Below are 22599 nucleotides of genomic sequence, written 5' to 3'. Positions count from 1 at the left end.
GGAGCGGGGGGCTCGGTTTGCCTAAGTGGGGGACGGGTGCGTATGGTAGTAGATCGTTTGATCATTGCCCGGCGCCGACACAGAAGAGCGCCGCGTGGCGCGTACTCTCCCTTGCCGTGGCTGACCGCATTGAGGCGGTCGATTTGCGAATCTCACGGAGTTTGGGCGCGTGCCGAGACTCCGGAAGGTTTCGCATTTCGCATGTCCATTTCCAGTACTGACCACACCGTCATGCCCGAGAACGTCGAGGCCGTAGCGGCCGTCGTGCCCGCCGATGTGGCGGAGATCACCGAGACGTCCGAGGCCGCTGAGACGGTCGAGGCCACCCAGGCCCCCGAGGCCGCTGAATCCCCCGAGACGGCCGAGGCCGACGCGACGACCGGGGCTGACGAGACGTCAAAGGCGGCCCCCGGCCTGACCTTCGGCGACCTGGGCCTGCCCGACGGCATCGTCCGCAAGCTCGCGCAGAACGGCGTCACCGCCCCCTTCCCGATCCAGGCCGCGACCATCCCGGACGCCCTGGCCGGCAAGGACATCCTGGGCCGCGGCCGTACCGGCTCCGGCAAGACCCTCTCCTTCGGTCTGCCGCTGCTCGCCACGCTGGCGGGCGGCCACACCGAGAAGAAGAAGCCCCGCGGCGTCATCCTCACCCCGACCCGCGAGCTGGCGATGCAGGTCGCGGACGCGCTCCAGCCGTACGGCGACGTGCTCGGCCTGAAGATGAAGGTCGTCTGCGGCGGTACGTCGATGAGCAACCAGATCTACGCCCTGGAGCGCGGTGTCGACGTCCTCGTCGCCACCCCGGGCCGGCTGCGTGACCTGATCAACCGTCGCGCCTGCTCGCTGGACCAGATCCAGATCGCGATCCTCGACGAGGCCGACCAGATGTCGGACCTGGGCTTCATGCCCGAGGTCACCGAGCTGCTCGACCTGGTGCCGGCCGGCGGCCAGCGCATGCTCTTCTCCGCCACGATGGAGAACGAGATCAGCTCGCTGGTCAAGCGCTACCTGACCGACCCGGTCAGCCACGAGGTCGACAGCGCCCAGGGCAACGTCACGACGATGACGCACCACGTGCTCGTCGTGAAGCCCAAGGACAAGGCCCCGGTCACCGCGGCGATCGCCGCCCGCAAGGGCCGCACGATCATCTTCGTACGGACGCAGCTCGGCGCGGACCGGATCGCCGAGCAGCTCCGCGACTCCGGCGTGAAGGCCGACGCGCTGCACGGCGGCATGACGCAGGGCGCGCGGACGCGGACGCTGGCCGACTTCAAGGAGGGCCTCGTCAACGCCCTCGTCGCCACCGACGTCGCCGCCCGCGGTATCCACGTGGACGGCATCGACCTGGTGCTCAACGTGGACCCGGCCGGGGACCACAAGGACTACCTGCACCGCTCGGGCCGTACGGCGCGCGCCGGCAAGTCCGGTGTCGTCGTCTCGCTGGCGCTTCCGCACCAGCGCCGCCAGATCTTCCGGCTGATGGAGGACGCGGGCGTCGACGCCTCGCGCCACATGGTCGGCGGCGCCGGCGCGTTCGACCCGGAGGTCGCCGAGATCACCGGCGCCCGTTCGCTCACCGAGGTCCAGGCGGACTCCGCGAACAACGCGGCCAAGCAGGCCGAGCGCGAGGCCGCCGACCTGACCAAGCAGTTGGAGCGCGCCCAGCGCCGCGCCACCGAGCTGCGCGAGGAGGCCGGCCGACTGGTCGCCCGCGCCGCGCGCGAGCGGGGCGAGGACCCGGAGGCGGCGGTCGCCGCGGTGACGGCCGAGGCCGAGCGCGCGGTCGAGGAGGCCGCCAAGGCCGCCTCCGTACCGCAGCAGGCGGCGCCGCGCGACGACCGCGGCAACTTCGGCCGCCGGGACGACCGGGGCGAGCGCAGCGGCCGGGGCGGCGCGCGCGGTTACACGCCGCGCGACGACCGCGGCGGCGACCGCGGTGGCTTCCAGCGCCGTGACGACCGTCCGGCGGGCGGCGGCTTCCGCCGCGACGACCGCAAGGACGACCGGGGCGGCGACCGTGGCGGTTTCCAGCGCCGCGACGACCGTCGTGACGACCGCGGCGGCTTCAACCGCGAGCGCGGCGGCGAGCAGCGGGGCGGCTTCAACCGCGACCGTGGCGCTGACCGCCGTGACGACCGTGGCGGCGAGCGCCGTGACGACCGCGGCGCCCGTCCCTTCGAGCGCCGTGACCACCGCGGCGGCAGCGACCGTCCGTTCAACCGCGACCGCCGCGACGACCGCCCCTCGGGCGGCTTCCGCACCGGCGGCCACGACCGCCCGGCCACCCGCCGCGACGACCACCGTGGCGGTACGACGGGCACCGGCACCGGCTCCTTCGGCCGCCGCGACGACAAGCCCCGCTGGAAGCGCAACGGCTGACCGCCACCGCTCCTGACCCCTCACCAGGGCCCGCGCCCCACCCCCAGGGTGGCCGGCACGGGCCCTGGCCCGTCCCCGCCCGACTTCCGGGCCCCGCCTCCCCCGGCGCCCCTCCCTCCGCCCCTCCCGGCGCCACGGGGCATCCCCACGGGGGGACCCGATCGGTGCACGCCCCCGGGCGGGCTATGCTCGTGTGTGTTGTGTCGAGGGCCGTTAGCTCAATTGGCAGAGCAGCGGACTTTTAATCCGTTGGTTGTGGGTTCGAGTCCCACACGGCCTACCACCTCAGCCCCAGGTCAGAACCTTTTCTGGCGTGGGGCTGACGCGTATCCGAGGGGAAATCAGGGTTCTGCCGGCCCCCTGCTGGCCCGAAGGGTAAACGATCAAGAAACCACCGAGCCCCGCCGTGGAAGCGGCGGGGCTCAGTTGACCCTCCCTCGGCTGGGGAGCAGGTGGAGAGGGGCGTCAGTGGATCGCCAATGAAGCGACCGTTTGGGTACTGATCATGTTCGACAGGGTTGAGCGTTTGTCGAGTGCCAGCTCGTCGTACGCCTTATCCGGCGGACCATTCAGCGTTACGAGTCAGGGACCCGGGACCCGCGGTATGTGGACCTGCTGGTGATCGCTACCGGACTCGGCGTCCCGCTGTCCCGGCTCGTTCCCGACGTGCTTCCTCGCCCTGGCGGTGTGTGGGGCGAGGAAGCGGAGCCCGGCCGGCGCCCACGGGGGAGGTCGACCGGCCGGGGCGGTAGAGAGGGCCTACGGCTCTGTGGTGCCGCCGGGGCAGGTCTCGCGGGACGGGTGGGGCTTCTGGTGCCCGCTGGTCGGCTGTCCGGGCGGGGAGCCGACCGTCTGCCCGCAGGACGGGCAGGTGCCTGCGCACCGGCCGGGATCGAATCGTGGTGCTCGCCGTGCCATCAGTTCCTCCTTGCGTAGGTGGTGCTGACAGGTGGTGCACTCCAACCCGGCCGTCGGCCGGGAGGTCTCAGAGTTTCCGGACGAACGCGCGCGCGCCGTTGTGGAAGTCGACGGTCAGACCGTGCTTGGTGTCGCCGTCTCGGGTCGACCACCGGACGATGGCCTTGATCTCGGGGCACTCCGCCCGCGCGAGACAGGACGCGAGCCAGCCCTCATGGTCGCCCTCCGTCGGCTCGGGCCACGTCGCCTGGAACACGGTGTCATTGACCGGGGTGTCGGGGTCGTCGTGTTTCTCGCCGGCACCGAGCTGGCCGATGATCTGCCACCGGGTCTCGCCGCCCGAGGTCGTGATCGCCAGTCCGTACGGATGCTGGGTGTCACCGGCCTCGGCGAGCGTCTGAACGCGGGTGGCGCCGGCGCTGTTCTTGATCAGGTCCAGGGCGAAGTCCTGGAAGCGGGCGGGTCGCATTTGTGAATTCCTTACCTTGGCGGGGGCAGCCAGCAGTCTAGGCGGGGGTGCAGCGGTGCGGCTGGGACTGGCGGGCACTGGCCGATCGGAGCGGTGGATGGGCCGGCCGCCAGGGTGGGACGGCCGGACCCGGGCCCGTGCGCCTGGGTGAGCACCCCAACGGCGCACGGGAGCCTTGCTTACGTCGGCGGTTACCGTCTCCGGGACCTCGCCCGTCTGGGGGCTGCGCGTCTGGGTGTATCTTCGAGCGGCACGACCACGGTCAGGTCGCCGCTGGTCTCCGTCGTCCACTCGGTCCCACCTCCATAGAGCGGGCGCAGGACGTAGGTACCGCTGCGGACGTCGGTGACGATGCCGTCCCGACCGGTGCGCTCGTCGTGGATCTGGTCGCCCACCCACGCCTTGCCGTCCCTCACGGTGCCGCCCCTGTTCCGAGCGGCGCCTGGCCGTGCCGGATTGATCGATCGCAGCGTGCGCAGATCATGGCGGCTCCTGAGGATCGGAGTGCGGGCTGAGGGCGGGGCGCGGGGGCGAGAGCGTCACCAGGTTGTACTGGGCCCGGCATGACGGGCATGCCCTCACCAAGAGGCCCGCCGGACTGTCCACGACCAGTGCCGTCTCGTCGGCCAGGCCGTCATGCCAGTGACACCAACTCGGGCGGGACGTCATCGCGCGGCCGCCGCGCCCATGAGAATCCGCTGCCGAGCGGTCGCCTCCTGGAGGTACAGCTCAACGGCGGCCTGGCCCTGGCCCACTGGCAGCGGATCCAGACCGACGGCGAGAAGGGCTTGCCCGCCGCGCCCGAGGTGCTCCTTCCATTCCTGACTGATGTTCGATACCCGCAGCAGGTAGTGGTCGTGCCCGTAGTCGAGGGCAACGATTCCGGACCGGATCCGAATCCGGGAGCCGATGCTCGGCACGCGGTCGGCCACCGGACGGAGACCCAGACTGCTGGCCATCGCGCGGAGCCCCGCCTCGATGGAGGCGGCGGTCTCGGTGGGCCGCCGCGGCGGCGGATGCCCGACCAGCAGCCAGGCTGTGCGGCCGACAGGGGTGACGTCTATCCACGTGCTCGTGGTGCACCCGCTGAGGAACCCCGGGCCCGGAAGGGCGCCGGGCGCCGGCCGCTGCCTGAGGAGGGTCTCGCAGATCTCTCCGAGCACATAGACATGCACGGCCACGGGGAGGGGTTCGTGGGTGGGTTGATACGCGAGGGCCGCCCGGGTGGCGGCAAGGGCGTCAGCGGGCTTCTGGTCTTCGGAGGCCAGCTCCGGGGCGAGACGGACGATGTGCTCGTGCAGCTCGTCCCGCAGGGCATCCAGGTCCGCCATCGACGGCAGTGACCGATCGGCGGTGAGGATCTTCGACGCGCGGAAGATCGACCCCTTGACACGATCCAGTTCAGGCGCCGTGGCGTTCTTCATGAGATGTCCCCGCTCGTAGCTGAATGCTGTTCAGGTACGAGTTCAGGGTTGCGCTTACGCAAGGCGACAGCGCTCACAGATTTGTGAGCGCTGTGAGTGCCCTACAGTCCGATCCAGGCGGCCATGTGGTTCAGAGTGTCCGGGGTGCTGCGCGTTTGGTGGACCAGCCCGGAGATGGTCTCTCGTGCACCCGGGTGGTACCGCGTCTGTTCCGGCGCGGCCTTCCGCGCCTGGACGAGATGCTTCAGGGCCGCGTCCGAATGGCCAGTCTCCATCTCGACCAGGGCCCGGTCGACGAGAAATCGGGCGCGTCGGCTCATGAGCATTTTCGGTGGAAGCTTCACCTTGCGGGCCTGGACGAGCGCTTCGTCGTAGTGCCGCATGCTGAGCGACGCGCCCATCTCGTGCAGTGCCACATTCGTGTGGCCGAAGCTGAGCCAGTGAACGTCGCGGGCTTCCCCACCGACCCGGTCCGCCAGTTCGCGGGCGGCCTCAATGTGCATCGCGACCGCCCGTTCGTCGCCCGCCCGGGCGGCCACGGCAGAGGCGCCGAGGTGCAGTTGCCCGGACACGACAAGTGCCTCCCGGGATGACTCCAGGGAGAGCAAGCTGTGACCCGAGGCAATGAGGCGCTTGCCGACGACGTGGGATCCGATCTTGTGGTAGCCGAGGGCCCGCTTGTATTGACGGATCGCAGCCAGGCACGGGTCCGATGCCCGTGCTGCGGCCCAGTCCATCCGGTCCAGAGCCACCGCCGAAAGATCGAAGTACCCGAGCTTCAGGGTGATGTCGTGGGCGGTCCGGTAGGCCGACGCAAGGGCCCGCCACACAGGGGTGGAGCGGGTCTTCCAGGCCACGGTCGTCAGCTCCGCGATGATCCCAGGTAGATCGCTGGCCGCCTTGCGCAGGTGCGTCGCGCGAACCAGTTGGCAGACCCGATCCGCCTCGGCAATGAGGACCGAGGCCGGCCGCGCCCTCAGGTCCTCATTTGCACCGAGGTCGTACAGGTCCATCGCTTCGCGCACCGGCCGAACGAGCACCGCGAGACGGTCCTGCTGAAGTTCACTCACGTACGGCTCCCCAGTCAGCACATCAGGATCGACCTTAAGCGCCCGCGATACCGCTGCCACGAAATCCGCAGTAGCCGGCCGGGCGCCGCACTCGACCTGATTGAGGAGGCTGTACGAATATGGGATCCGATCCGCCAACGCTCTTTGCGTAAGGCGGGCCAGCTTCCGCTGCTCCCTGATGCGGGTACCGGTGTGGTCGTCGTCGGGACATCTGGGCAACTGGTCTCCGTTCCTGACTCGTCATCTGGAACGGTACGCGCGTCGCCCCCGATCCAACCTGGTTCGGGGGCGGTTGCATGTGGTCGACTGGGCCTATGACGTCGACTCTCTACTTGTTCGGCAGCGCGGCGCCCCCCGTTTTCGACGTGGCGCAGGCGATCGAGGACGCGCAGCAGAGGGGGTGGGACGTACGCCTCGGGTTGACGCCGACGGCCGCCCGCTGGCTGGAGCCGCAGCACGCCGAGCTGGAGCGGCTCACCGGCGGCCCGGTGCGGTCCGAGTACAAGCTCCCGCGCGAGCCAGATGTCTGGCCGAAGGCGGACGCGATCCTGCTGGCACCGGCGACCTTCAATACGATCAATGAGTGGGCTCTCGGGCTGACGAGCAAGTTCATTGTGGGGGTGGTCGCCGAGGGCATCGGCAAGGGCATCCCCATCGTGACGATGCCGTGCGTGAACGCCGCCTACGCCCAACATCGGCGCTTGGACCGGAGCGTCGAGGAGCTACGGGAGATGGGAATCAGGGTGCTGTACGGGGAGGGCGGGTTCGTACCGAACCAGCCCGGAGAGAAGAAGCCTTTCCCCTGGCCGAGCGCGCTTGACGCGATCGGCGCCCCCGACAGAACCAGGCTGTAACGACCGGCGGCCCGTCCCTGTCGTTAATCTGAGCGCATGTCCACATCCCAGCCCTCCGGGCCCGCGCGGTCTGCTGCGGCAGTGAACGCGGACATTCGCGCGCTCTGGGACGGCGCTTCCGGCGTGCTCACTGCCGAGGAGCGGGCCCGGTACGAGCAGTTCCTCGTGAGTGGGCGGCCGCCGTCCGCGAGGAGGGTGAGCAGGCCGCATAGCCTCGCCTCACCCGTACGAGTTGCGGCCGGCGCATTCGGCGAGGAACTGCCCGGCCCCGGCAGTTGGCTGCGGATGGACGCGGCGGGCAGCGCGTCCCAGTCCACCGCCCGAGCAATCGAACCGCCATGCGGGATTGGCCAGGTGGTCTACCTGCTGCCGTGAGGATGTCCGCGCCCGGACGTGACGAAGCGCCCCTCTGCCCGCCCTGCGAGAGGGGCGGGCAGAGGGGCGTGGCAGTCAGGGGCGGCGGCGTTCTGCGGGTAACCCGAGCACGGTCGGCCCGGGGGCTGGCGTCTGCGGTGTCTGGGGAGTGGTGCCGTCGCGTCGGCAGACGAGGGCGTCGGGGTCTGCGGGGGGCGGCTGGAGGTGTACCCGGCGGGGCAGGTCTGTCCGGTCGCGCCGTCGCGGCCCGCCGGCCCTGCGTGCCCGGCGGGGCCGGCCTTCCCGTCCGCGCCTGCCGATCCCGCCGGCCCTGCGGGGCCGGGTGGTCCTGCCGGTCCGGTCACGGTGGCGCCGGGTGGTCCGGTGACCGTGACCCCGGGTGGTCCGGTGACGGTCCGGCCGGGCGGCCCGCTCGGCCCCGGGGATGCCGTCGGTGTGGGCGCGTCCCGTCCCGGCTGTCCGGCGGCGCCTCGCGGCCCCGGTGGGCCGGGCGGACCCGGGACCGGGACTGGCACCTCGGCGTGGGCCGGGAGGTCCTGCACCGCCCGCGTCGGATCCGGCGCGGCCGGCGTTCCGCCCTTCGCCTGAATCTGCGCGCGCAGGACCCGCACGTCACCCGCCAACGTCGACACGGCCGTGCCCCGGCGGTTGGCCTCGTCGGCCGGCTCGGCCGCGCGCTGGTCGGCCTGGTCGATCCGCAGCCACACCAGGACGACGGCGCCGGACAGGACCAGGAGCACGGCCGCCAGGGCGAGGCTCCGCCACCGGCGGGCGAGGATGTCAGGGCGACGATGCGGAACTCATCTCTACCCCCGCCAGAAGGTGAGCTTCCACGGTACGCCGATACAGCGAACGCGCCTCGCTCCCCTGGGAGTTTCGGGCAGACGCTCAGGCGCTGCGAGGGTGACCGTGATCGCCCGTGTCGTGGAACACTCCAGGCGTGCCCACCTGGATAACCCCGCGCCGGTTAGGCGTCACCGCGACTCTGTACGCCGTCTTCGTCGGCGGCTGGTACCTCGGCCAGCCTCTCGACGGTGTGGGCTGCCGGTCCTTCGAAGCGACGGCCGAGCGCGGCCCCGGGCCCGCGGACACGATTCGGGAGCCCGGTGACCTCTCCGGGGACTTCTCCGGGACGTACCAGGCCGTGGAACGGGTCCTCACCGCAGAGGTCGTCGACACCTCCTCGATCGTCGCGTGCGACTCGGGGACGCCCCGCCCCCGCTTGGTGGCCTGGGTGACCGGCGACTGGCGCTGAGGGAGGGCCGGAGGGCGGGCCGGGGGGGCGGGTCGGGGGAGGGCCGGGGCGGGGCTGCGGCCTAGAGCTGGCGCAGGTGGTCGCGGAGTCTGCGGGCCACCTGGGCCATGAGGGCGTCCGCGCCGGGCTGGGTGCTGGCGGGGACGCGGGATTCGGTGAGGACGGCCACGGCGAAGCTCTGGCCGTCCGCGTGTTCCACGACGCCGATCTCGTGGCGGAGGTTCATGAAGGTGCCCGTCTTGGACGACCAGGTGGAGGCGTCCGAGCTGAAGTCCGGGGTGAGCCGCTGCCGCATCAGGTTGTCGCCCATCAGGGTGCGCAGGCGTGCGGAGACCTCCGGGTGGACGGCCGAGGGTGTCCACAGGGCCTGGAGCAGTTCGACGAAGGCGCGGGCCGTGCCGGAGTTCGCGCGGGTGACGTCGAGCTGCGGTACGCGGTGGCCGCGACCGCCCGTACCGGAGTCGATCGCCAGGGCGTGGGCCAGGTGGACATCGGCGGCGGTGAAGCGCTTGACGGGGGTGTCGGTGAGCGCGTTCATCGTGTGCCGTACGAAGATGCCGCGCAGCCCGAGGGCGCCGAGCATCTCCGCCACGTCGGTCGGCGGGGTGAGGGCGAACAGGGTGTCGGCCGCGACGTTGTCGCTCACCGCCATGCTGAGGTAGAGGAGGTCGTCGAGGGCGATACGGGCGGGGTGACGGAACCGGCTCAGCCCCGTGGGGCCCGGCTCGGTCATCCGCCCCGGGATCACGTCGACGGCGGACGCCCCGTCCAGCTCGCCCCGGCGGATGCGGTCGAGGGTGGCGAGTGCGAGCGGGACCTTGACCAGGGAGGCGGCGGGGAACTCCACGTCGGGGTCGATGCCCAACTCCTCGCCCGTGTGCAGGTTCCGTACGAGCAGCGAGACGGCCAGGCCGCCGTCGTGCAGGTCACGCCGGAGCGCGCCGATCAGTCGTTCAGGCTTCATGAGGGGTGCCGTCCTCCGTTTCCGTCACGGTCCGCGCGTCGAGGCAGCGGCCGATGTGTTCGCCGAGCCGCCGCCGGATACGGTCCGACTCCCCGCCCGTGTCCGCGACGACGGTGAAGCCCCGGACGAGCTCGACCTCCCCGAGGGGCCGCCAGTTGAGGCGGAGGTCGGCCGCCTCGGCGCGGGAGCACAGCAGGAGGTCGTCCGAGCACAGCGCCTCCGCCGCGCCGGCCGCGAGCCCGCTCGCCATGAGGTGCTGCGAGGGCCGCAGGCCGACCGCGTCGCAGAGCCGCTTGAGGGGGTCGCGGATGTGCGGGACGTCGTCCTCGGGCTGGATCCAGATGCGCCGGTACGGGGCGGTGTCCGTCCGTCCCGGCCGCAGCGTCTCCACGTAGACGCGCTCCACCCCCGGGTCGCCCGCGCCGGCGAGCCCGAGGGGCACCTGCCAGGTCGCCTCGGCCGGCGGCAGGGCGATCAGGGCCGCCCGTACCTCCTGGGAGTGGAGGAGTTCGGCGCGGCGCGACGGGGCGGCGAGGCAGAGTTCGAGGGAGATGCCGTCGCGGCGGCCACCGGCGACGAGACGGGCGAGCCGCCCCGTCGAGCAGGTGTCGGGGACGGCGAGCCGCAGCCGCCTGCCCTTGGCCGTCTCCGCCTCGTCCTCCAGGGTGTCGGCCGCCCGCAGGAGGCGCCGCGCCGCGGGGAGGACGTCCTGGCCGAACGGTGTGAGCGCGACCCGGCGTCCGTTCCGCTCCAGCAGGACCTCACCGAGGTGCTGCTCCAGCGCGGCGACGCGGCGGCTGGCGACCGACTGGGACATCCGTGCGGCCGCCGCGCCGATCGTGAAGCTGCCGCGCTCGCTCACATGGACGAACGCGAGGCACGCCCTGACCAGGTCCATGACGCGCCATCCTATGCGGAAACAGCATCGCATCGGCCATTTCTGTCTTGGACCGCATAGCCGCTCCGCCGCCAGGATGCTTCCAGATCACCGGCCCGCACTCCGGCGGGCCGGTGCGCCATGCGCCATGCGCCCTGTGCCATGCCGTCATCGGAGGTTCGAACCATGCGTGACGTTCCCGCTCGTCGTATTGCCCTCGGCACCCTCGTCCTCACGCTTCTGCCGCTCACCGCGTGCGGCGGGGCGGAAAGCGCTTCGGGAGCGCGGGAGGAGAGGACCCGTACCGTCGCGTCCGTCTCCGACCTGGGCGGCGGCTCCGCGTCCGGCTCCGAGGCGTCCGGCGGCTCCGTATCCGGCTCCTACGACAGCCGGTTCAAGAAGCTGGAGAGCAAGTTCGACGCGCGTCTGGGCGTCTACGCCCTGGACACCGGCACCAACCGCGAACTGGCCTTCCAGGCCGACCAGCGGTTCGCCTACTGCTCCACGTTCAAGGCGCTCCAGGCGGGCACCGTCCTGAAGAAGCACAAGCTGGCCGGCCTGGACAAGAGGATCAACTACACCGCGGACGACCTGGTCCCCCACTCGCCGGTGACCGAGAAGCACGTCGACACCGGTATGACCGTCGGCGAACTCGCCGACGCCTCCGTCCGCTACAGCGACAACACCGCGGCCAACCTGCTCTTCGGTACGATCGGCGGCCCCGCGGGCCTCGGCGCCGCTCTGAAGGGCATCGGTGACGACGTCACCCAGGTGGACCGTTACGAGCCCGACCTGAACGAGGCCACTCCCGGGGACCCGCGCGACACCAGTACGCCCCGGGCGCTCGCGAAGAACCTTCGCTCGTTCGTCCTGGGCGACGTCCTCGGCAAGAGGGAGAAGGCGCAGCTCACCAAGTGGCTGACGACGAACACGACGGGCGCGAACCTCATCGCCGCCGGGATGCCGGACAACTGGACCGTGGGCGACAAGAGCGGCGGCGGCGAGTACGGCACCCGTAACGACATCGCCGTCGTCTGGCCCGACCAGGGCGCCCCCATCGTCGTCGCGGTGCTGTCGACCCGGGACGAGCCGGACGCCACGTACGACGACGCGCTCGTCGCCGAGGCCGCCTCCGTCGTCGCGGACGCCATGGACCGCTAGGTCCCAGAACCCACGGCCGCACGCGCGGGCGGGCCGCGTTCCGGTATTCGCGCATTTCTTGCCAGGACGGCACGCTTCGGCCATTGTCTTCCGCCCCGGGTCTGGCCGGATGAATTATTGGCTACCTTTGGGCGCTGTTCCGGGGAATTCCGGAGCACTCCAGTCACCTGGGATCCCTCGGCGCACACGTGCCGCGCATATGCCGCGACCGGTTGCCGACGGAATTCATGGGGAGCGGAAGAGAGGGGTGTCGCACCATGCGCGAACACATTTCCCCGGAACCGGAACTCGACGGGAGTCTGCTGGAGCAATTCGGGGAACGCGGGTATCTCGTCCTCCCCGGATTTCTTCCGTCCGGTTCGCTGGATCCGCTGGAGCGGGAAGTGGATCTCTGGGTGGACAGCGGTCTGCGGCAGAAGTCGATCGACGCGTGCCGGAAGCCCGAGGTGTACGGGACGCCGGAAGTGGTGGAGATACAGCTCGAAGCCCATGGCGAACTGGCCGTGCATCCGCCGCTGATGGCGCTGCTCTCCAGGGTGCTGGGCCCCTCGTTCGTCTTTCACCACATGCACTGCGACCGGCGCGCGCCCGGCGCTCCCGGCAAGGGGTGGCATCACGACTACGAGCAGCTCCCGCAGCGCGACCGGGAGCGGGTCATGGTGCACGCGCTGCACTACATCCGTGGGCTGCGGCCGGAGATGGGCGGGCTCGCCGTGCTGCCCGGGTCGCACCGGGAGATCGCCGAGAAGACCGCCCGCGCCCATCTCGGCACCCGGCGGCTGCCCTCCGAGGTGGTCATCGACGACCTGCCCGCCGGGTCGACGGTGGTGATCCACTCCGCGCTGTTCCACGCCCGCCGCTCCGCCCCCGGCGCCACGGGCGGGCCCCGGTACATGATCGACGCCTCCTACTGCCAGACCGGCACGCGCTGGCCGCCCGTCAAGCCGTACTGGCGTCATGTGCTCGCCACCGCGCGGGGGTTGGGGCTCGACCGGGGGCGGTGGCCCGATCTGTTCGACGAGCGCCACTTCACCGAGTACGAGGCGACCGGGTACGAGGCGTGACGGATGCGAGGGATGAGAGGAGAGAGAGGAGAGAGAGGCATGAGAGTGGTCGCCGCCGTTCCGTTCGAGACCGTGCAGCGCCGTTTCGCGCGGGCGCATCCGCTCGAACTCGCCCACGAGGCCAATACGAACGACGAGGCCGAGGAGCACATCCGCCAGGCCCAGTCCACGCTGGGGGCGTGGCAGCGCGTGCTGCTCGACCGGGACGATCTGCTCGGGATGGTGCTGCCGTGGCACCTGGGCGAGGGCGGCGAGCGCGAGCTCGTCCCCGCGTCGGGCCTGACCGTCGCCGAGGCGGTCCTCCGGTTACGGGAGCTGGGCGACGCGTACGCCCGTACGAACCCGGTCTGTGCCCGCAAGCTCGAACGGATGGGCACCGCGCCCTTCACCCCGCTCTTCCTCAGCACCCACGCGGTGCCCGGGGTCGACTACGAGGGGCTGGTGGTGCGGGAGGGGCTGATCCATCTCGACGGGCTGCACCGCGCGCTCGCGTGGGAGCGCGCGGGCCGGCTCACGCCGGGCACCCGGATCGAGGCGTTCCTCGCGAGCCACGCCCCGGCCGGCGCGGCGCCGGAGTCGGAGCCGGAGCCGGAGCCAGGGCCGGGGCCGGGGCCTGACCGGGGCCCGGACTCAGCCGCGTCCCACGTACGGCATCGCGCTGGGCAGGACGGCGACGGACTGGACGTTCACGCCCCTCGGTAGGTTCGCCATGACCAGCACCATCTCCACCACATGACGGATGTCCATCGTCGGCTCCACGCGCAGCGTCCCGTCCGCCTGCCGGACCGCCGGCTGCTCCCGGCCCACCGGGGTCACATTGCCGATGTCGATCTGGCCGCACGAGATGTCGTAACGCCGGCCGTCCAGCGACAGCGAGCGCGTCAGCCCCGCCACGGCGTGCTTCGCCGCGGTGAAAGCGATCGAATCCGGTCGCGGGACCTGGGCGGAGGGGGCGCCGTTGTTGATGATCCGGCCGCCGCGCGGCGTCTGGTCCTTCATCATCCGGTACGCGGCCCGCGAGCAGAGGAAGGTGCCGGTGGCGACGGAGTCCATGACGCGGTGCCAGTCCTCGGCGGAGACGTCCTCCGTCGGGGTGTACGGCATGGTGTCGGCGGCGTTGTTGAACAGCAGGTCCAGCCGTCCGAACCGTCCGCCCACCTCGTCGAACAGCCGGGTCACGGCGTCCGCGTCCGTGATGTCCGCCGGCACCGGAACCGCACGCTCCGCCGCCGGGCCCGCGAGCGCCGCCGTCTCCTTCAGCGCGTTCTCGCGGCGCCCGGTCAGTACCACCGTCCAGCCGTCCGCCAGCAGCCCCAGCGCACAGGCGCGGCCGATGCCGCTGCCCGCGCCGGTGACGACGGCGATCGCGATCTTTTCGGCCAATTCAGTGGATTCGGTCATGCCCGACTTCCTTTCGCCGCATTCTGGATCTCCGTGAAGGCGGAGACGAGTCGACGAGTCTGGGGATTGATCGAGATGCTCGTCAAGACAGCGTCAAACAAGACCGCGTGAAACAAGACCGCGTGAAACGTGAGTTCGTCGAGTCCTCCTAGGTCTTCGAGGCCGTCGAGACCGTCGAGGCCGTCGAGAACCTGAATCTTTCGAACAAATTCCCGGGCAGGAGTGGCCATGATCCCGTTGAATCCATCCGGCATACCTGATTCCGGCGTTCCTGGATTTCCAGGCGTTCCCGCCCTCGGCGGAACCGCGAACAGCAGCGCCCTGTTCGAGCGCGCCAAGAAATCCCTCGCCGGCGGAATCAGTTCCTCCTCCCGGCTCACTTCCACCGGACCGCACCCGTACCCGCTCTACATCACCAGCGGCTCCGGGGCCCGCATCCGGGACGCGGACGGAAACGAGTACATCGACTACCTCGCCGCCTACGGCAGCGCCGTACTCGGCCACGCCGCCCCCGCGCTCACCGACGCCCTCACCGGTGTCCTCGCCGGCGGGACCATGTTCGGCACCTGCAACGTGCCCGAGGTCGAACTCGCCGAACTCATCCGCGCGATGGTCCCCTGCGCCGATCTCGTCCGCTTCGCCAACTCCGGCTCGGAGGCCGTCCAGGGAGCGGTACGGGCCGCGCGCGGCCACAGCGGGCTGTCGAAGGTCCTCAAGTTCGAGGGCCACTACCACGGGTGGACGGACACCCTCGCGATCTCCAACCGCCCCCCGGAGGCGGCGGCGGGCCCCTACGACGCCCCGCACTCCGTGCCGCACTCCCCGGGCATCCCGTCCGGCGTCAGCGGCGATGTGGTCGTCTGCCCCTGGAACGACCCGGACGCCCTCGTCGCCGTACTCGACGCCCACCGCGGTGAACTCGCCGCCGTCATCTGCGAACCCATCGTCGCCAACAACGCCTGCACGATGCCCGCCCCCGGCTATCTGCGCTTCCTGCGCGACGAGTGCACGGCGCGCGGCATCCTCCTCGTCTTCGACGAGGTCTGCACCGGCTTCCGCACCGGACCCGGCGGCGCGCAGGCCCTGTACGACGTCGTGCCCGACCTGGCCGTCTACTCCAAGGCCCTCGGCGGCGGGCTGCCCATCGCCGCCTTCGCGGGCCGCCGCGAGGTGATGGCCGCGCTCGCCAACGGCCGCGTCAAGCACGGCGGTACGTACAACGCCTCACCGCTCTGCGCGACCGCCGCCCTCGTCACGCTCACCGCGCTCGCCGACCCCGCCGTCGTCAAGAGGATCGACGACACCGGCCAGCGGATCATGGAGACCATCCGCAGGGCCGCCACCGACCACCGGGTCGCGTGCGCGGTGCAGGGCGTCGGCGCGATGTTCCAGGTCGTGTTCTCGCCGGGCGGCGACCCCACCCGTACTTACCGCGACACGCTCCACCTGGACCAGCGGCGGTACGACGTCTTCCGCCACGAGCTGCTGCGCCGCGGCATCCACACCAACGCGCACGGACTGGCCTGCTGGTTCGTGTCGGCCGCGGTGACGGAGGACGACACGGACCGCACCTGCGCCGCGATCGACGAGGTCTTCGCGGTGCTGGGGGGAGGGGGAACACCGGGAGCGGAGGGGCGGATGTGACGCACGCTACAGTCCGGTACGGAAATCAGCGCCCCCGAGATGCTGCGTACGGAGCGGGATCGACGCACTCTTGGCCGTATGAGTGATGCACCGATCGTCGTCCACCGGGCGTCCGGGACAGGCGGGCGGCGGGTCACGGTCCGCGGGCGGATCATGGGACTCGCCCATTCCGACGACCACCTGGTCGAATTCCTGCGGCTGGCCGGGCTGCCCGACGCCTGGGAGCTGCTCGACGACCCGAGCTGGGTGGAGTGGCAGGGCGGGCCCGCGCACGAGTACAGCGTGGTGGTGTGAGGGCCCGCCGCCCCGGCCGGGCAGGCCGACGGGCCCGCCGCCCGGCCCGCCGCCCGGCCGACGGGCCCCTCTACAAATGATCAGTCCGCGACGAGCGCGGCGAGCTGCGTCAGGCCGTCGATCCGCCAGTCCGCCGCCTTGACCACGGCCGGGTCGTCCGCCCACAGGTACCCCCACGGCCCGCGCCGCAGATGAGCCGTGCGCAGGCCCGCCTCCTTCGCGGGGAACAGGTCGTACGCCGGGTGGTCGCCCACGTACACCGTCCTGTCGGGCGCCGCCCCCGCCGCCTCGCTCACCCGCGCGAAGAACTCCGGGGACGGCTTGGCGACGCCCCACTCGCCCGAGGTCGCGACGAGATCCGCCGGCAGGTCCAGGCCGCGCAGCAGCTCGCCGGCCCTGGCGGTCTGGTTGCCCGCCAGGACGACCCGGACGCCGAGCTTCCTGAGGCCCGCGAGGGCCGGCCGTACGTCGGGATAGAGGTCGGACTCGTCGAGGTGCTGGCCGCGCCCCGCGGCCTCCCTGGCGCGGTACGCCTCGGCGACGTCCATACCGGGTCTGATGAGGCGCAGCGCCTCGGTGTCGTCCTTGTCCTGGACGGTGGCGGCGCCGACGAGCGCGGAGATGGTGTGGCGCGGGATGCCGAGCCAGTCGGCCCAGGAGGCCCAGTGGCGGTCGTCGCGCACGAGGGTCTCGCCTACGTCGAACACGATGCTTTCGATCACCGGTCCCAGCGTAGGGGGATACGCTCCGCCGATTGTCAGTGGCTGGCCGTAGCCTTGCTCCTATGTTCGCTTCTTCTTCCACCCCGAAGTCCGCGTCCCCGTCCCCCGTCAGATCCGCCGCTGTGGTGAACGCGGAGATCCGCGCGCTGTGGGCGCGTGCGGGCAGCGCGCTGTCGTCGGCCGAGCAGGAGCGCTACCAGCGGCTGCTGGTGGAGTGAGCCGCCGCCGTACGGGCCGATGTCGTGGAGGCCGCGTAGCGCCCTTCCGGAGGCCCCGCCGGGTAAGTGGTCATGACCGTGCTCCGGATGGCGTAGAGTTGCATTCAACGGCGCGGGGTGGAGCAGCTCGGTAGCTCGCTGGGCTCATAACCCAGAGGTCGCAGGTTCAAATCCTGTCCCCGCTACTGGAAGAAAACGAAGGCCCGGATTCCTTGAGGAATCCGGGCCTTCGTCGTGTTCCGGTCCAAGACTCCGGCCCCGACGTCGGGGCTTGACCTTTACGTAACGTCAACTTCTACCGTGAACGTCATGGAGTGGTCGATCCAGGACATCGCGAAAAAAGCCGGTACGACGAGCCGTACGCTCCGGCACTACGGCGAACTGGGGCTGCTGGAGCCCAGCAGGACCGGTGCCAACGGCTACCGGTACTACGGCCAGGACGCCCTGGTCCGGCTCCAGCGGATCCTGCTGCTGCGGGAGCTGGGGCTCGGGCTGCCGGACATCGCCCGGGTACTCGACGGCCGGCAGGACACGGCCGCCGCCCTGCGGGGCCATCTGGGGCTGCTGGAGCAGGAGCGCGAGCGCATCGGACGGCTGATCGCGTCCGTGCGGACCACTCTCCACAAGACCGAGAACGGAGAGGAACTCATGGCGGAAGAAGTGTTGGACGGCTTCGCGCACACGCGGTACGAGCAGGAGGTCACCGAGCGGTGGGGCCGCCCCGCCTACGAGAAGAGCGACCGCTGGTGGCGCTCGCTGAGCGAGGGGGAGCGCCGGGCGTTCGTCGAGCAGCACGAGTCGATCGCCCGCGACTGGGGGCGTACGGCGGCGGCCGGGCACGGCGCGTCGAGCGACGAGGCGCAGGCGATCGCCCGGCGTCACTGCGACTGGCTGTCGGTGACCATGGAGCCCACCAGGTCCTATGTCATCGGGGTGACGGCCATGTACGTCGATGATCCACGTTTCACCGCGACGTATGACCAGTACGGTGAAGGTACGGCTGTGCTCGTGCGGGACGCCATGAAGGTGTACGCCGAGCGCCACCTGACCGACTGAGCGTTTCCACATCGGTTCTCCGTGGTCCAGTACCGGTCTCCTGTCGGCAGTACCGGTCTCCTGATCGGTGGTACCGGTTCTCCGTAGCCCAGTCGGCCGACGGCGGGTCGCTGCCCGGCGCGGCAGCGGCCAGCCTGGGTGGAGCGCGGTACCGTCCGCAGCCGTCGGCGGATCGGGCAGGAGACGACTGGTGGGGAAGCTCAGGAAGATCGGAGAACGCCTCGGCGGCAGGACCAGGCAGGACGCCGACGGCGCCGGGTTCTGGGGTGCCGACGGTGCGGGTTTCTGGGCCACCGGTACGAACGGGCGCGACCACCGGCGCGACCCCGCCAGGGACCTGGGACAGGCCGGGGACCGGGCGCCGTACGGACAGCGCGGACCGTACGGGTACGGGCGGCGCCTCGCCGGGCGCCGGTTCGTCCGGTTCCTGCCCGCGCTGGTGATCATCGGCGGGGTGATCCTGGACCTGGCGACCCCGACGCGGGTGACCTCCTCGCCGCTCTTCGCCGCCGCCCCGCTGATCGCGGCGCCGTTCTACCCGCTCTTCGGCACCCTGCTGGTGGCCCTGGCCTCGCTCGCCGCCGAGGTGGCGCTGCGCGCCCATACGGGCACGCTGACCACGGTGGTGTCGATCAGCGAGCTGCTGACGGTGCTGGTCGTCTCCGCCCTCGCGCTCTACATCAACGGGGTCGTCAGACGCAGCGGCGAACGGCTGGCCTCCGCCCGCATCATCGCGGAGACCGCCCAGCGCGCCGTGCTGCCCAGACCCGCGGAGCGGATCGGGGGGCTGCGGATCGCGGCGCGGTACGAGGCGGCGCAGGAGGGCGCTTTCATCGGCGGGGACCTCTTCGCCGTACAGGACACGCCGTACGGGGTGCGGCTGGTGGTCGGTGACGTACGGGGGAAGGGGCTGGAGGCGGTCGAGGCGGTCGCCGTGATCATCGGGTCGTTCCGGGAGGCGGCGGAGCAGGAGAGTTCGCTGGAGGGGGTCGCGCAGCGGCTGGAGCGCTCGCTCCTGCGCGAGGGGACGCGGCGGGACGGGCTCGATGTCTTCGAGGGGTTCACCACGGCCGTACTGGCGGAGATCCCGCACGGCGAGGGCGTCGTACGGCTCGTCAACCGGGGGCATCCCGAGCCGCTGCTGATGTGCCACGACGGAGCTGTACGGATGCTGGCGCCGCGCGACCCCGCGCTGCCGCTCGGCATGAGCGAGCTGGGCGCGTGGCCGGACCGGGCGGAGCAGTCCGCGTACCCCGACGGCGCGACGCTGCTCTTCTACACGGACGGGCTCACCGAGGCGCGCGACGACCAGGGGGTCTTCTACGTCCCGCGCGAGCGGCTGAACGGGCGGATCTTCCAGGGGCCCGACGAGATGCTCCAGGCGCTGATCGACGACGTACGGCTGCACACGGGCGGCGGCAGCCAGGACGACATGGCGCTGCTGGCGGTCAGCCGGCCCACGGAGGGGGAGCCGGAGCGGCGCAGGACGATGCCGATCGTGCCGTGACGCGAGTCCATGAGGCGAGTCCGTGAGGCTCCCCGCGTCGGCCTCCGTCGGCCCCCGTGACGCGAGTCCGTGAGGGAAGTGTGAGGGGGCGTCACCACCGGCGGTCACGAACCGTGATCGGTACGTACCCCTCCGCACAACAAATGACATACCGTCAAGTATGTGCGGTGGACGGATATGCCCCGGGCGTCGATCAACTCGCCCTGATGCGCGTTCTTGTGTCCCGGTACGTCCGATGCGAAGTCGTTAACGATCACCGGGAACAGCTTGGAATAACGCCCTGGTCTCTATTAACGTTCGATAACGCAGCGCGGTCGTCCCAGCCGTCGTCAGAGATGGCACCGTGCGCGCGCGCCGAATCCCGCGAGGGAACCGGGGAACCACCCATTGGGGTGAATCGGGAGTTACTTGCCGCTTTGCGTGGCAGGGGACACCCGTAGGAGACCTTCCTGCTCCGAACCCGTCAGCTAACCCGGTAGGCGAGAAGGAAGGAAAGGAGCACGCCTCAGTGGCGTCCAACCAGTCTGCCCCCACGGCGACCTTCGAACCCCACTCCTTCGGCAGCGGCGGTGAGAACGAGGCGCCCGGCACCTGGGGGGAGTGGAACCCCACCGAGGAGTCCGTCCGTCCCGTACGCGGCAAGCACCGCGTCGCCAGACAGCGCAACGGACTCGCCCGCAGCTCCACCGTCCTCGGCGTCGGCGTCATCGCCGCTGTCGGCGCGGGCGGCATCGCCACCGCGCAGGACAAGCCCGCTGTCTCCATATCCCTGCCCGATGCCATCGCGGACAACCTTCCGGACGCCAAGTCCCTGCCGGGGATGGCCTATCTCGGCTCGGACGACTCGGACTCCGAGTCCGACGTGCTGGCCCGTGAGCCGCTGACCACCGCCGGGCTGACGATCTCGGACACCGAACAGGGCGCCACCGACGCCGGCGAGGCGCTGCGCGCCCGCATCCTCCAGCAGGCCGAGCGGCAGCAGACCGAGGCCGACGCCACGCAGAAGGCGGCGGTGCAGGACGCGGCGGCCGAGAAGGCCGCGGCCCAGGCCAAGGCGCGCCAGACCGACGCCGAGAAGAAGATCGAGGCGGCCAAGAAGAAGGCCGAGGCGGAGGCCAAGGCCAAGGCCGAGAAGGAACGTCTCGCCAAGCTGGCGGCCAGCTACTCCCTCCCCACCTCCTCGTACACCCTCACCTCCTCCTTCGGGCAGTCCGGCTCCCTCTGGTCCTCCGGCTACCACACCGGCCTGGACTTCGCGGCGCCCACGGGCACCCCGATCAAGGCCGTGCACAGCGGCACCGTCAAGTCGGCCGGCTGGTCGGGCTCGTACGGCTACCGCACGGTCCTGGAGCTGGATGACGGCACGGAGGTCTGGTACGCGCACCAGTCCTCGCTCTCCGTCAGCGCCGGGCAGAAGGTCTCCACCGGTGAGGTCATCGGCCGTGTCGGCGCGACCGGCAACGTGACCGGGCCGCACCTCCACCTGGAGGTCCACACCTCCGGCGGTGCGGGCATCGACCCGATGGCCTGGCTGAACGGCAAGGGCATCAACCCCTGAGCCCCGCCCCGTCCGCCCTGGCCCCCGCCCTCGCGGGGGATCAGTACTGCCGGTACGGGTTGTAGCCGTCGTAGTCGATGTACGGCGGCGGTACCCGCACCCGGCCCGTGGCCCGCGCCGCATAGGTCAGCGCGGGCCCCGCTATCTCCTTGCGCTCCCACAGGTGGTGCAGCAGCTCCTGCTCGCGCTCCACGAAGTCCGGGCCGACCGGGTCCCGCCCGGCCCGGTGGCGCAGGAACGCCAGGGCCGTCGCGAACGCCTCGTACTCCCCCACCACCCGCGCCGCCGCGCGCCCGTGGCTGCGGCTCGCGAACCCCCGCGCCATGGTGCGCGCCCGCATCGAGGAGAGCGCGAGGGGCGCGGCCGGGGCCAGCCAGCCCGCGGCGGCGTACGCGGGCAGCTCGGCCGCGAGGGTCCGCAGCTCGCGCTGGCGGCTCCAGATCGCCAGCCAGGTCAGCAGCCCGAAGACCGGCACCATGAACGCCCCGTACACGGCGTAGAAGCCGAAGGGCCCGAACAGCGACGCCGACCCGTTCCACAGGGCGTGCATGCCCATCGCGAGGACCAGCCCGAGCAGCGGGAAGACCACCCGGCGGACCTTCTGGCGCCGGGCCGCCACCGCCGCCAGGCCGAAGCCGATGCCCGTCGCCGCCGTGAAGAGCGGGTGCGCGAACGGCGACATCACGACGCGTACGAAGAAGGTCGCCGCCGTGACCGAGTTCAGCCCGGAGTGCCCCTGGCTCTGGTCCTCGCCGAAGGCGTTGCCCAGATAGAGGATGTTCTCCGTGAACGCGAAGCCGGTGGCGCTGAAGCCCGCGATCACCACGCCGTCGACCAGCCCCGTGAAGCTCCTCCGGCGGAAGAGGAAGATCAGCAGGATCGCCGTGGCCTTCGCGCTCTCCTCGACGACCGGCGCTATCACCGTGGCACCCAGGGACTCCGCGCCGGCCGGGTCCGCGGTGGCGGTGGCTATCCACTCCGTCGCGAAGGAGTTCGCGATGATCGCGACGAGCGCCGCGGCGAAGGCGCCCCAGGCGAAGGCGAACAGCAGATTCGTCCACGGGCCCGGCTCGACCCGGTCCAGCCAGCGGAAGGCCGCGGCCAGCAGCGGTACGGGCAGAACGGCGAGCCCGAGGCCCACCAGGAAGCCCTGGGGCCCGGTCTGCTCCCGGACGAGCGCGAGGATCACCAGTGCGCAGAGCGCGAGCACCGTGATCAACGCCCCGGCCCTGACCGCCCTGTTGCGCCAGAACGCGCGCGTCGGCCGGTAGCGCCTGCGGGCAGGCTCGGGCACGGCGCTCCACAGGTCGCCGAGCTGCTCCTGCTGCTCGTAGACGGGGATGGCCGGATGCGGGTCGAGGCGCTGCGGGGACGGTTCTGACACCCCAT

The 22599-nt window shown here is 71.2% G+C and carries 21 protein-coding genes, 2 tRNA genes and 1 riboswitch; of the genes, 14 read left to right on the top strand and 9 right to left on the bottom strand.

Annotated features, from left to right (window positions below):
* Positions 1–201: 201 nt before the first annotated feature.
* Positions 202–2379, top strand: a complete 2178-nt coding sequence (locus ACIO3P_RS10650) for a DEAD/DEAH box helicase (protein WP_401848891.1) — start codon at positions 202–204, stop codon at positions 2377–2379.
* A gap of 207 nt (positions 2380–2586) precedes the next feature.
* Positions 2587–2662, top strand: a tRNA-Lys gene (locus tag ACIO3P_RS10645).
* Between the two features lie 702 nt (positions 2663–3364).
* Here ACIO3P_RS10645 and ACIO3P_RS10640 read toward each other — a convergent pair.
* The 3 genes from ACIO3P_RS10640 to ACIO3P_RS10630 form a co-directional block, all read right to left on the bottom strand.
* Positions 3365–3766, bottom strand: coding sequence for a hypothetical protein (locus tag ACIO3P_RS10640; protein ID WP_401793972.1), 402 nt, complete (start codon positions 3764–3766; stop codon positions 3365–3367).
* A gap of 665 nt (positions 3767–4431) precedes the next feature.
* Positions 4432–5190 (bottom strand): DUF6415 family natural product biosynthesis protein, encoded by a 759-nt coding sequence (locus tag ACIO3P_RS10635; protein WP_329827582.1) that lies wholly within the window; start codon positions 5188–5190, stop codon positions 4432–4434.
* A gap of 101 nt (positions 5191–5291) precedes the next feature.
* Positions 5292–6479 (bottom strand): helix-turn-helix transcriptional regulator, encoded by a 1188-nt coding sequence (locus tag ACIO3P_RS10630; protein ID WP_329827583.1) that lies wholly within the window; start codon positions 6477–6479, stop codon positions 5292–5294.
* Positions 6480–6574: 95 nt separating this feature from the next.
* On the opposite strand from ACIO3P_RS10630, the gene ACIO3P_RS10625 reads away from it, so the two are divergent.
* A complete protein-coding gene (locus ACIO3P_RS10625) occupies positions 6575–7114 on the top strand; it encodes a flavoprotein (protein ID WP_329827584.1) in 540 nt (179 codons plus the stop codon).
* Between the two features lie 1315 nt (positions 7115–8429).
* Positions 8430–8744 (top strand): hypothetical protein, encoded by a 315-nt coding sequence (locus tag ACIO3P_RS10620; RefSeq protein ID WP_329827586.1) that lies wholly within the window; start codon positions 8430–8432, stop codon positions 8742–8744.
* A 61-nt stretch (positions 8745–8805) separates the two neighbouring features.
* On the opposite strand, the gene ACIO3P_RS10615 is transcribed toward ACIO3P_RS10620, so the two are convergent.
* Together ACIO3P_RS10615 and ACIO3P_RS10610 are read right to left on the bottom strand one after the other, a co-directional pair.
* Positions 8806–9708 carry a serine hydrolase gene (locus ACIO3P_RS10615; RefSeq protein ID WP_329827587.1) on the bottom strand — a complete coding sequence of 301 codons (903 nt, stop codon included), beginning with the start codon at positions 9706–9708 and terminating at the stop codon, positions 8806–8808.
* Complete coding sequence (locus tag ACIO3P_RS10610; RefSeq protein WP_401793979.1) at positions 9698–10606, bottom strand: LysR family transcriptional regulator; 909 nt, start codon at positions 10604–10606, stop codon at positions 9698–9700. The genes ACIO3P_RS10615 and ACIO3P_RS10610 overlap by 11 nt, the downstream gene beginning before the upstream one ends.
* Positions 10607–10771: 165 nt before the next feature.
* Between ACIO3P_RS10610 and bla the strand changes: the two genes are divergently transcribed.
* The 3 genes from bla to ACIO3P_RS10595 all read left to right on the top strand — a co-directional run bounded on the left by bla (position 10772) and on the right by ACIO3P_RS10595 (position 13512).
* On the top strand, positions 10772–11746 hold the full coding sequence (bla, locus tag ACIO3P_RS10605) for a class A beta-lactamase (RefSeq protein WP_401793982.1): 975 nt from the start codon (positions 10772–10774) through the stop codon (positions 11744–11746).
* A gap of 257 nt (positions 11747–12003) precedes the next feature.
* The gene (locus ACIO3P_RS10600) at positions 12004–12810 is read left to right on the top strand and encodes a phytanoyl-CoA dioxygenase family protein (RefSeq protein ID WP_401848889.1); all 807 of its coding nucleotides are present in this window, start codon (positions 12004–12006) and stop codon (positions 12808–12810) included.
* 39 nt (positions 12811–12849) lie between these two features.
* Positions 12850–13512, top strand: coding sequence for a DUF6309 family protein (locus tag ACIO3P_RS10595; RefSeq protein WP_401793987.1), 663 nt, complete (start codon positions 12850–12852; stop codon positions 13510–13512).
* Here the strand turns inward: ACIO3P_RS10595 and ACIO3P_RS10590 are convergent.
* On the bottom strand, positions 13441–14211 hold the full coding sequence (locus ACIO3P_RS10590; RefSeq protein WP_329827592.1) for an SDR family oxidoreductase: 771 nt from the start codon (positions 14209–14211) through the stop codon (positions 13441–13443). The two genes, ACIO3P_RS10595 and ACIO3P_RS10590, sit on opposite strands and share 72 nt — an antisense overlap.
* Positions 14208–14441: a hypothetical protein gene (locus ACIO3P_RS10585; RefSeq protein WP_401848887.1), complete on the bottom strand. Its 234-nt coding sequence runs from the start codon at positions 14439–14441 to the stop codon at positions 14208–14210. Before ACIO3P_RS10585 ends, ACIO3P_RS10590 begins: the two co-directional genes overlap by 4 nt.
* Between ACIO3P_RS10585 and ACIO3P_RS10580 the strand changes: the two genes are divergently transcribed.
* Positions 14440–15855: an aspartate aminotransferase family protein gene (locus ACIO3P_RS10580; protein WP_401848885.1), complete on the top strand. Its 1416-nt coding sequence runs from the start codon at positions 14440–14442 to the stop codon at positions 15853–15855. The two genes, ACIO3P_RS10585 and ACIO3P_RS10580, sit on opposite strands and share 2 nt — an antisense overlap.
* A 78-nt stretch (positions 15856–15933) precedes the next feature.
* The gene (locus ACIO3P_RS10575; protein ID WP_329827595.1) at positions 15934–16149 is read left to right on the top strand and encodes a hypothetical protein; all 216 of its coding nucleotides are present in this window, start codon (positions 15934–15936) and stop codon (positions 16147–16149) included.
* An 80-nt stretch (positions 16150–16229) separates the two neighbouring features.
* On the opposite strand, the gene ACIO3P_RS10570 is transcribed toward ACIO3P_RS10575, so the two are convergent.
* A complete protein-coding gene (locus tag ACIO3P_RS10570; RefSeq protein ID WP_329827615.1) occupies positions 16230–16868 on the bottom strand; it encodes an HAD family hydrolase in 639 nt (212 codons plus the stop codon).
* Positions 16869–16933: 65 nt separating this feature from the next.
* Here ACIO3P_RS10570 and ACIO3P_RS10565 point away from each other — a divergent pair, with 65 nt between their 5' ends.
* The 5 genes from ACIO3P_RS10565 (at position 16934) to ACIO3P_RS10545 (ending at position 21210) form a co-directional block, all read left to right on the top strand.
* Positions 16934–17089 carry a hypothetical protein gene (locus ACIO3P_RS10565; RefSeq protein ID WP_401848883.1) on the top strand — a complete coding sequence of 52 codons (156 nt, stop codon included), beginning with the start codon at positions 16934–16936 and terminating at the stop codon, positions 17087–17089.
* Between the two features lie 111 nt (positions 17090–17200).
* Positions 17201–17274 (top strand) — tRNA-Met (locus ACIO3P_RS10560).
* 124 nt (positions 17275–17398) lie between these two features.
* Positions 17399–18145 (top strand): MerR family transcriptional regulator, encoded by a 747-nt coding sequence (locus tag ACIO3P_RS10555; RefSeq protein ID WP_401793992.1) that lies wholly within the window; start codon positions 17399–17401, stop codon positions 18143–18145.
* A gap of 337 nt (positions 18146–18482) precedes the next feature.
* Positions 18483–19652 carry a PP2C family protein-serine/threonine phosphatase gene (locus ACIO3P_RS10550; protein WP_401794072.1) on the top strand — a complete coding sequence of 390 codons (1170 nt, stop codon included), beginning with the start codon at positions 18483–18485 and terminating at the stop codon, positions 19650–19652.
* Between the two features lie 342 nt (positions 19653–19994).
* Positions 19995–20149: riboswitch (cyclic di-AMP (ydaO/yuaA leader) on the top strand.
* An 11-nt stretch (positions 20150–20160) separates the two neighbouring features.
* Positions 20161–21210 carry a M23 family metallopeptidase gene (locus tag ACIO3P_RS10545; RefSeq protein ID WP_329827598.1) on the top strand — a complete coding sequence of 350 codons (1050 nt, stop codon included), beginning with the start codon at positions 20161–20163 and terminating at the stop codon, positions 21208–21210.
* Between the two features lie 40 nt (positions 21211–21250).
* Here ACIO3P_RS10545 and ACIO3P_RS10540 read toward each other — a convergent pair whose 3' ends face one another.
* Complete coding sequence (locus ACIO3P_RS10540; RefSeq protein ID WP_329827599.1) at positions 21251–22594, bottom strand: PrsW family intramembrane metalloprotease; 1344 nt, start codon at positions 22592–22594, stop codon at positions 21251–21253.
* Positions 22595–22599: the final 5 nt, after the last annotated feature.

It is taken from the genome of Streptomyces sp. NPDC087310 (genome assembly GCF_044744405.1).
Taxonomy (GTDB): domain Bacteria; phylum Actinomycetota; class Actinomycetes; order Streptomycetales; family Streptomycetaceae; genus Streptomyces.
This window is presented reverse-complemented; position numbering and strand designations above follow the sequence as displayed.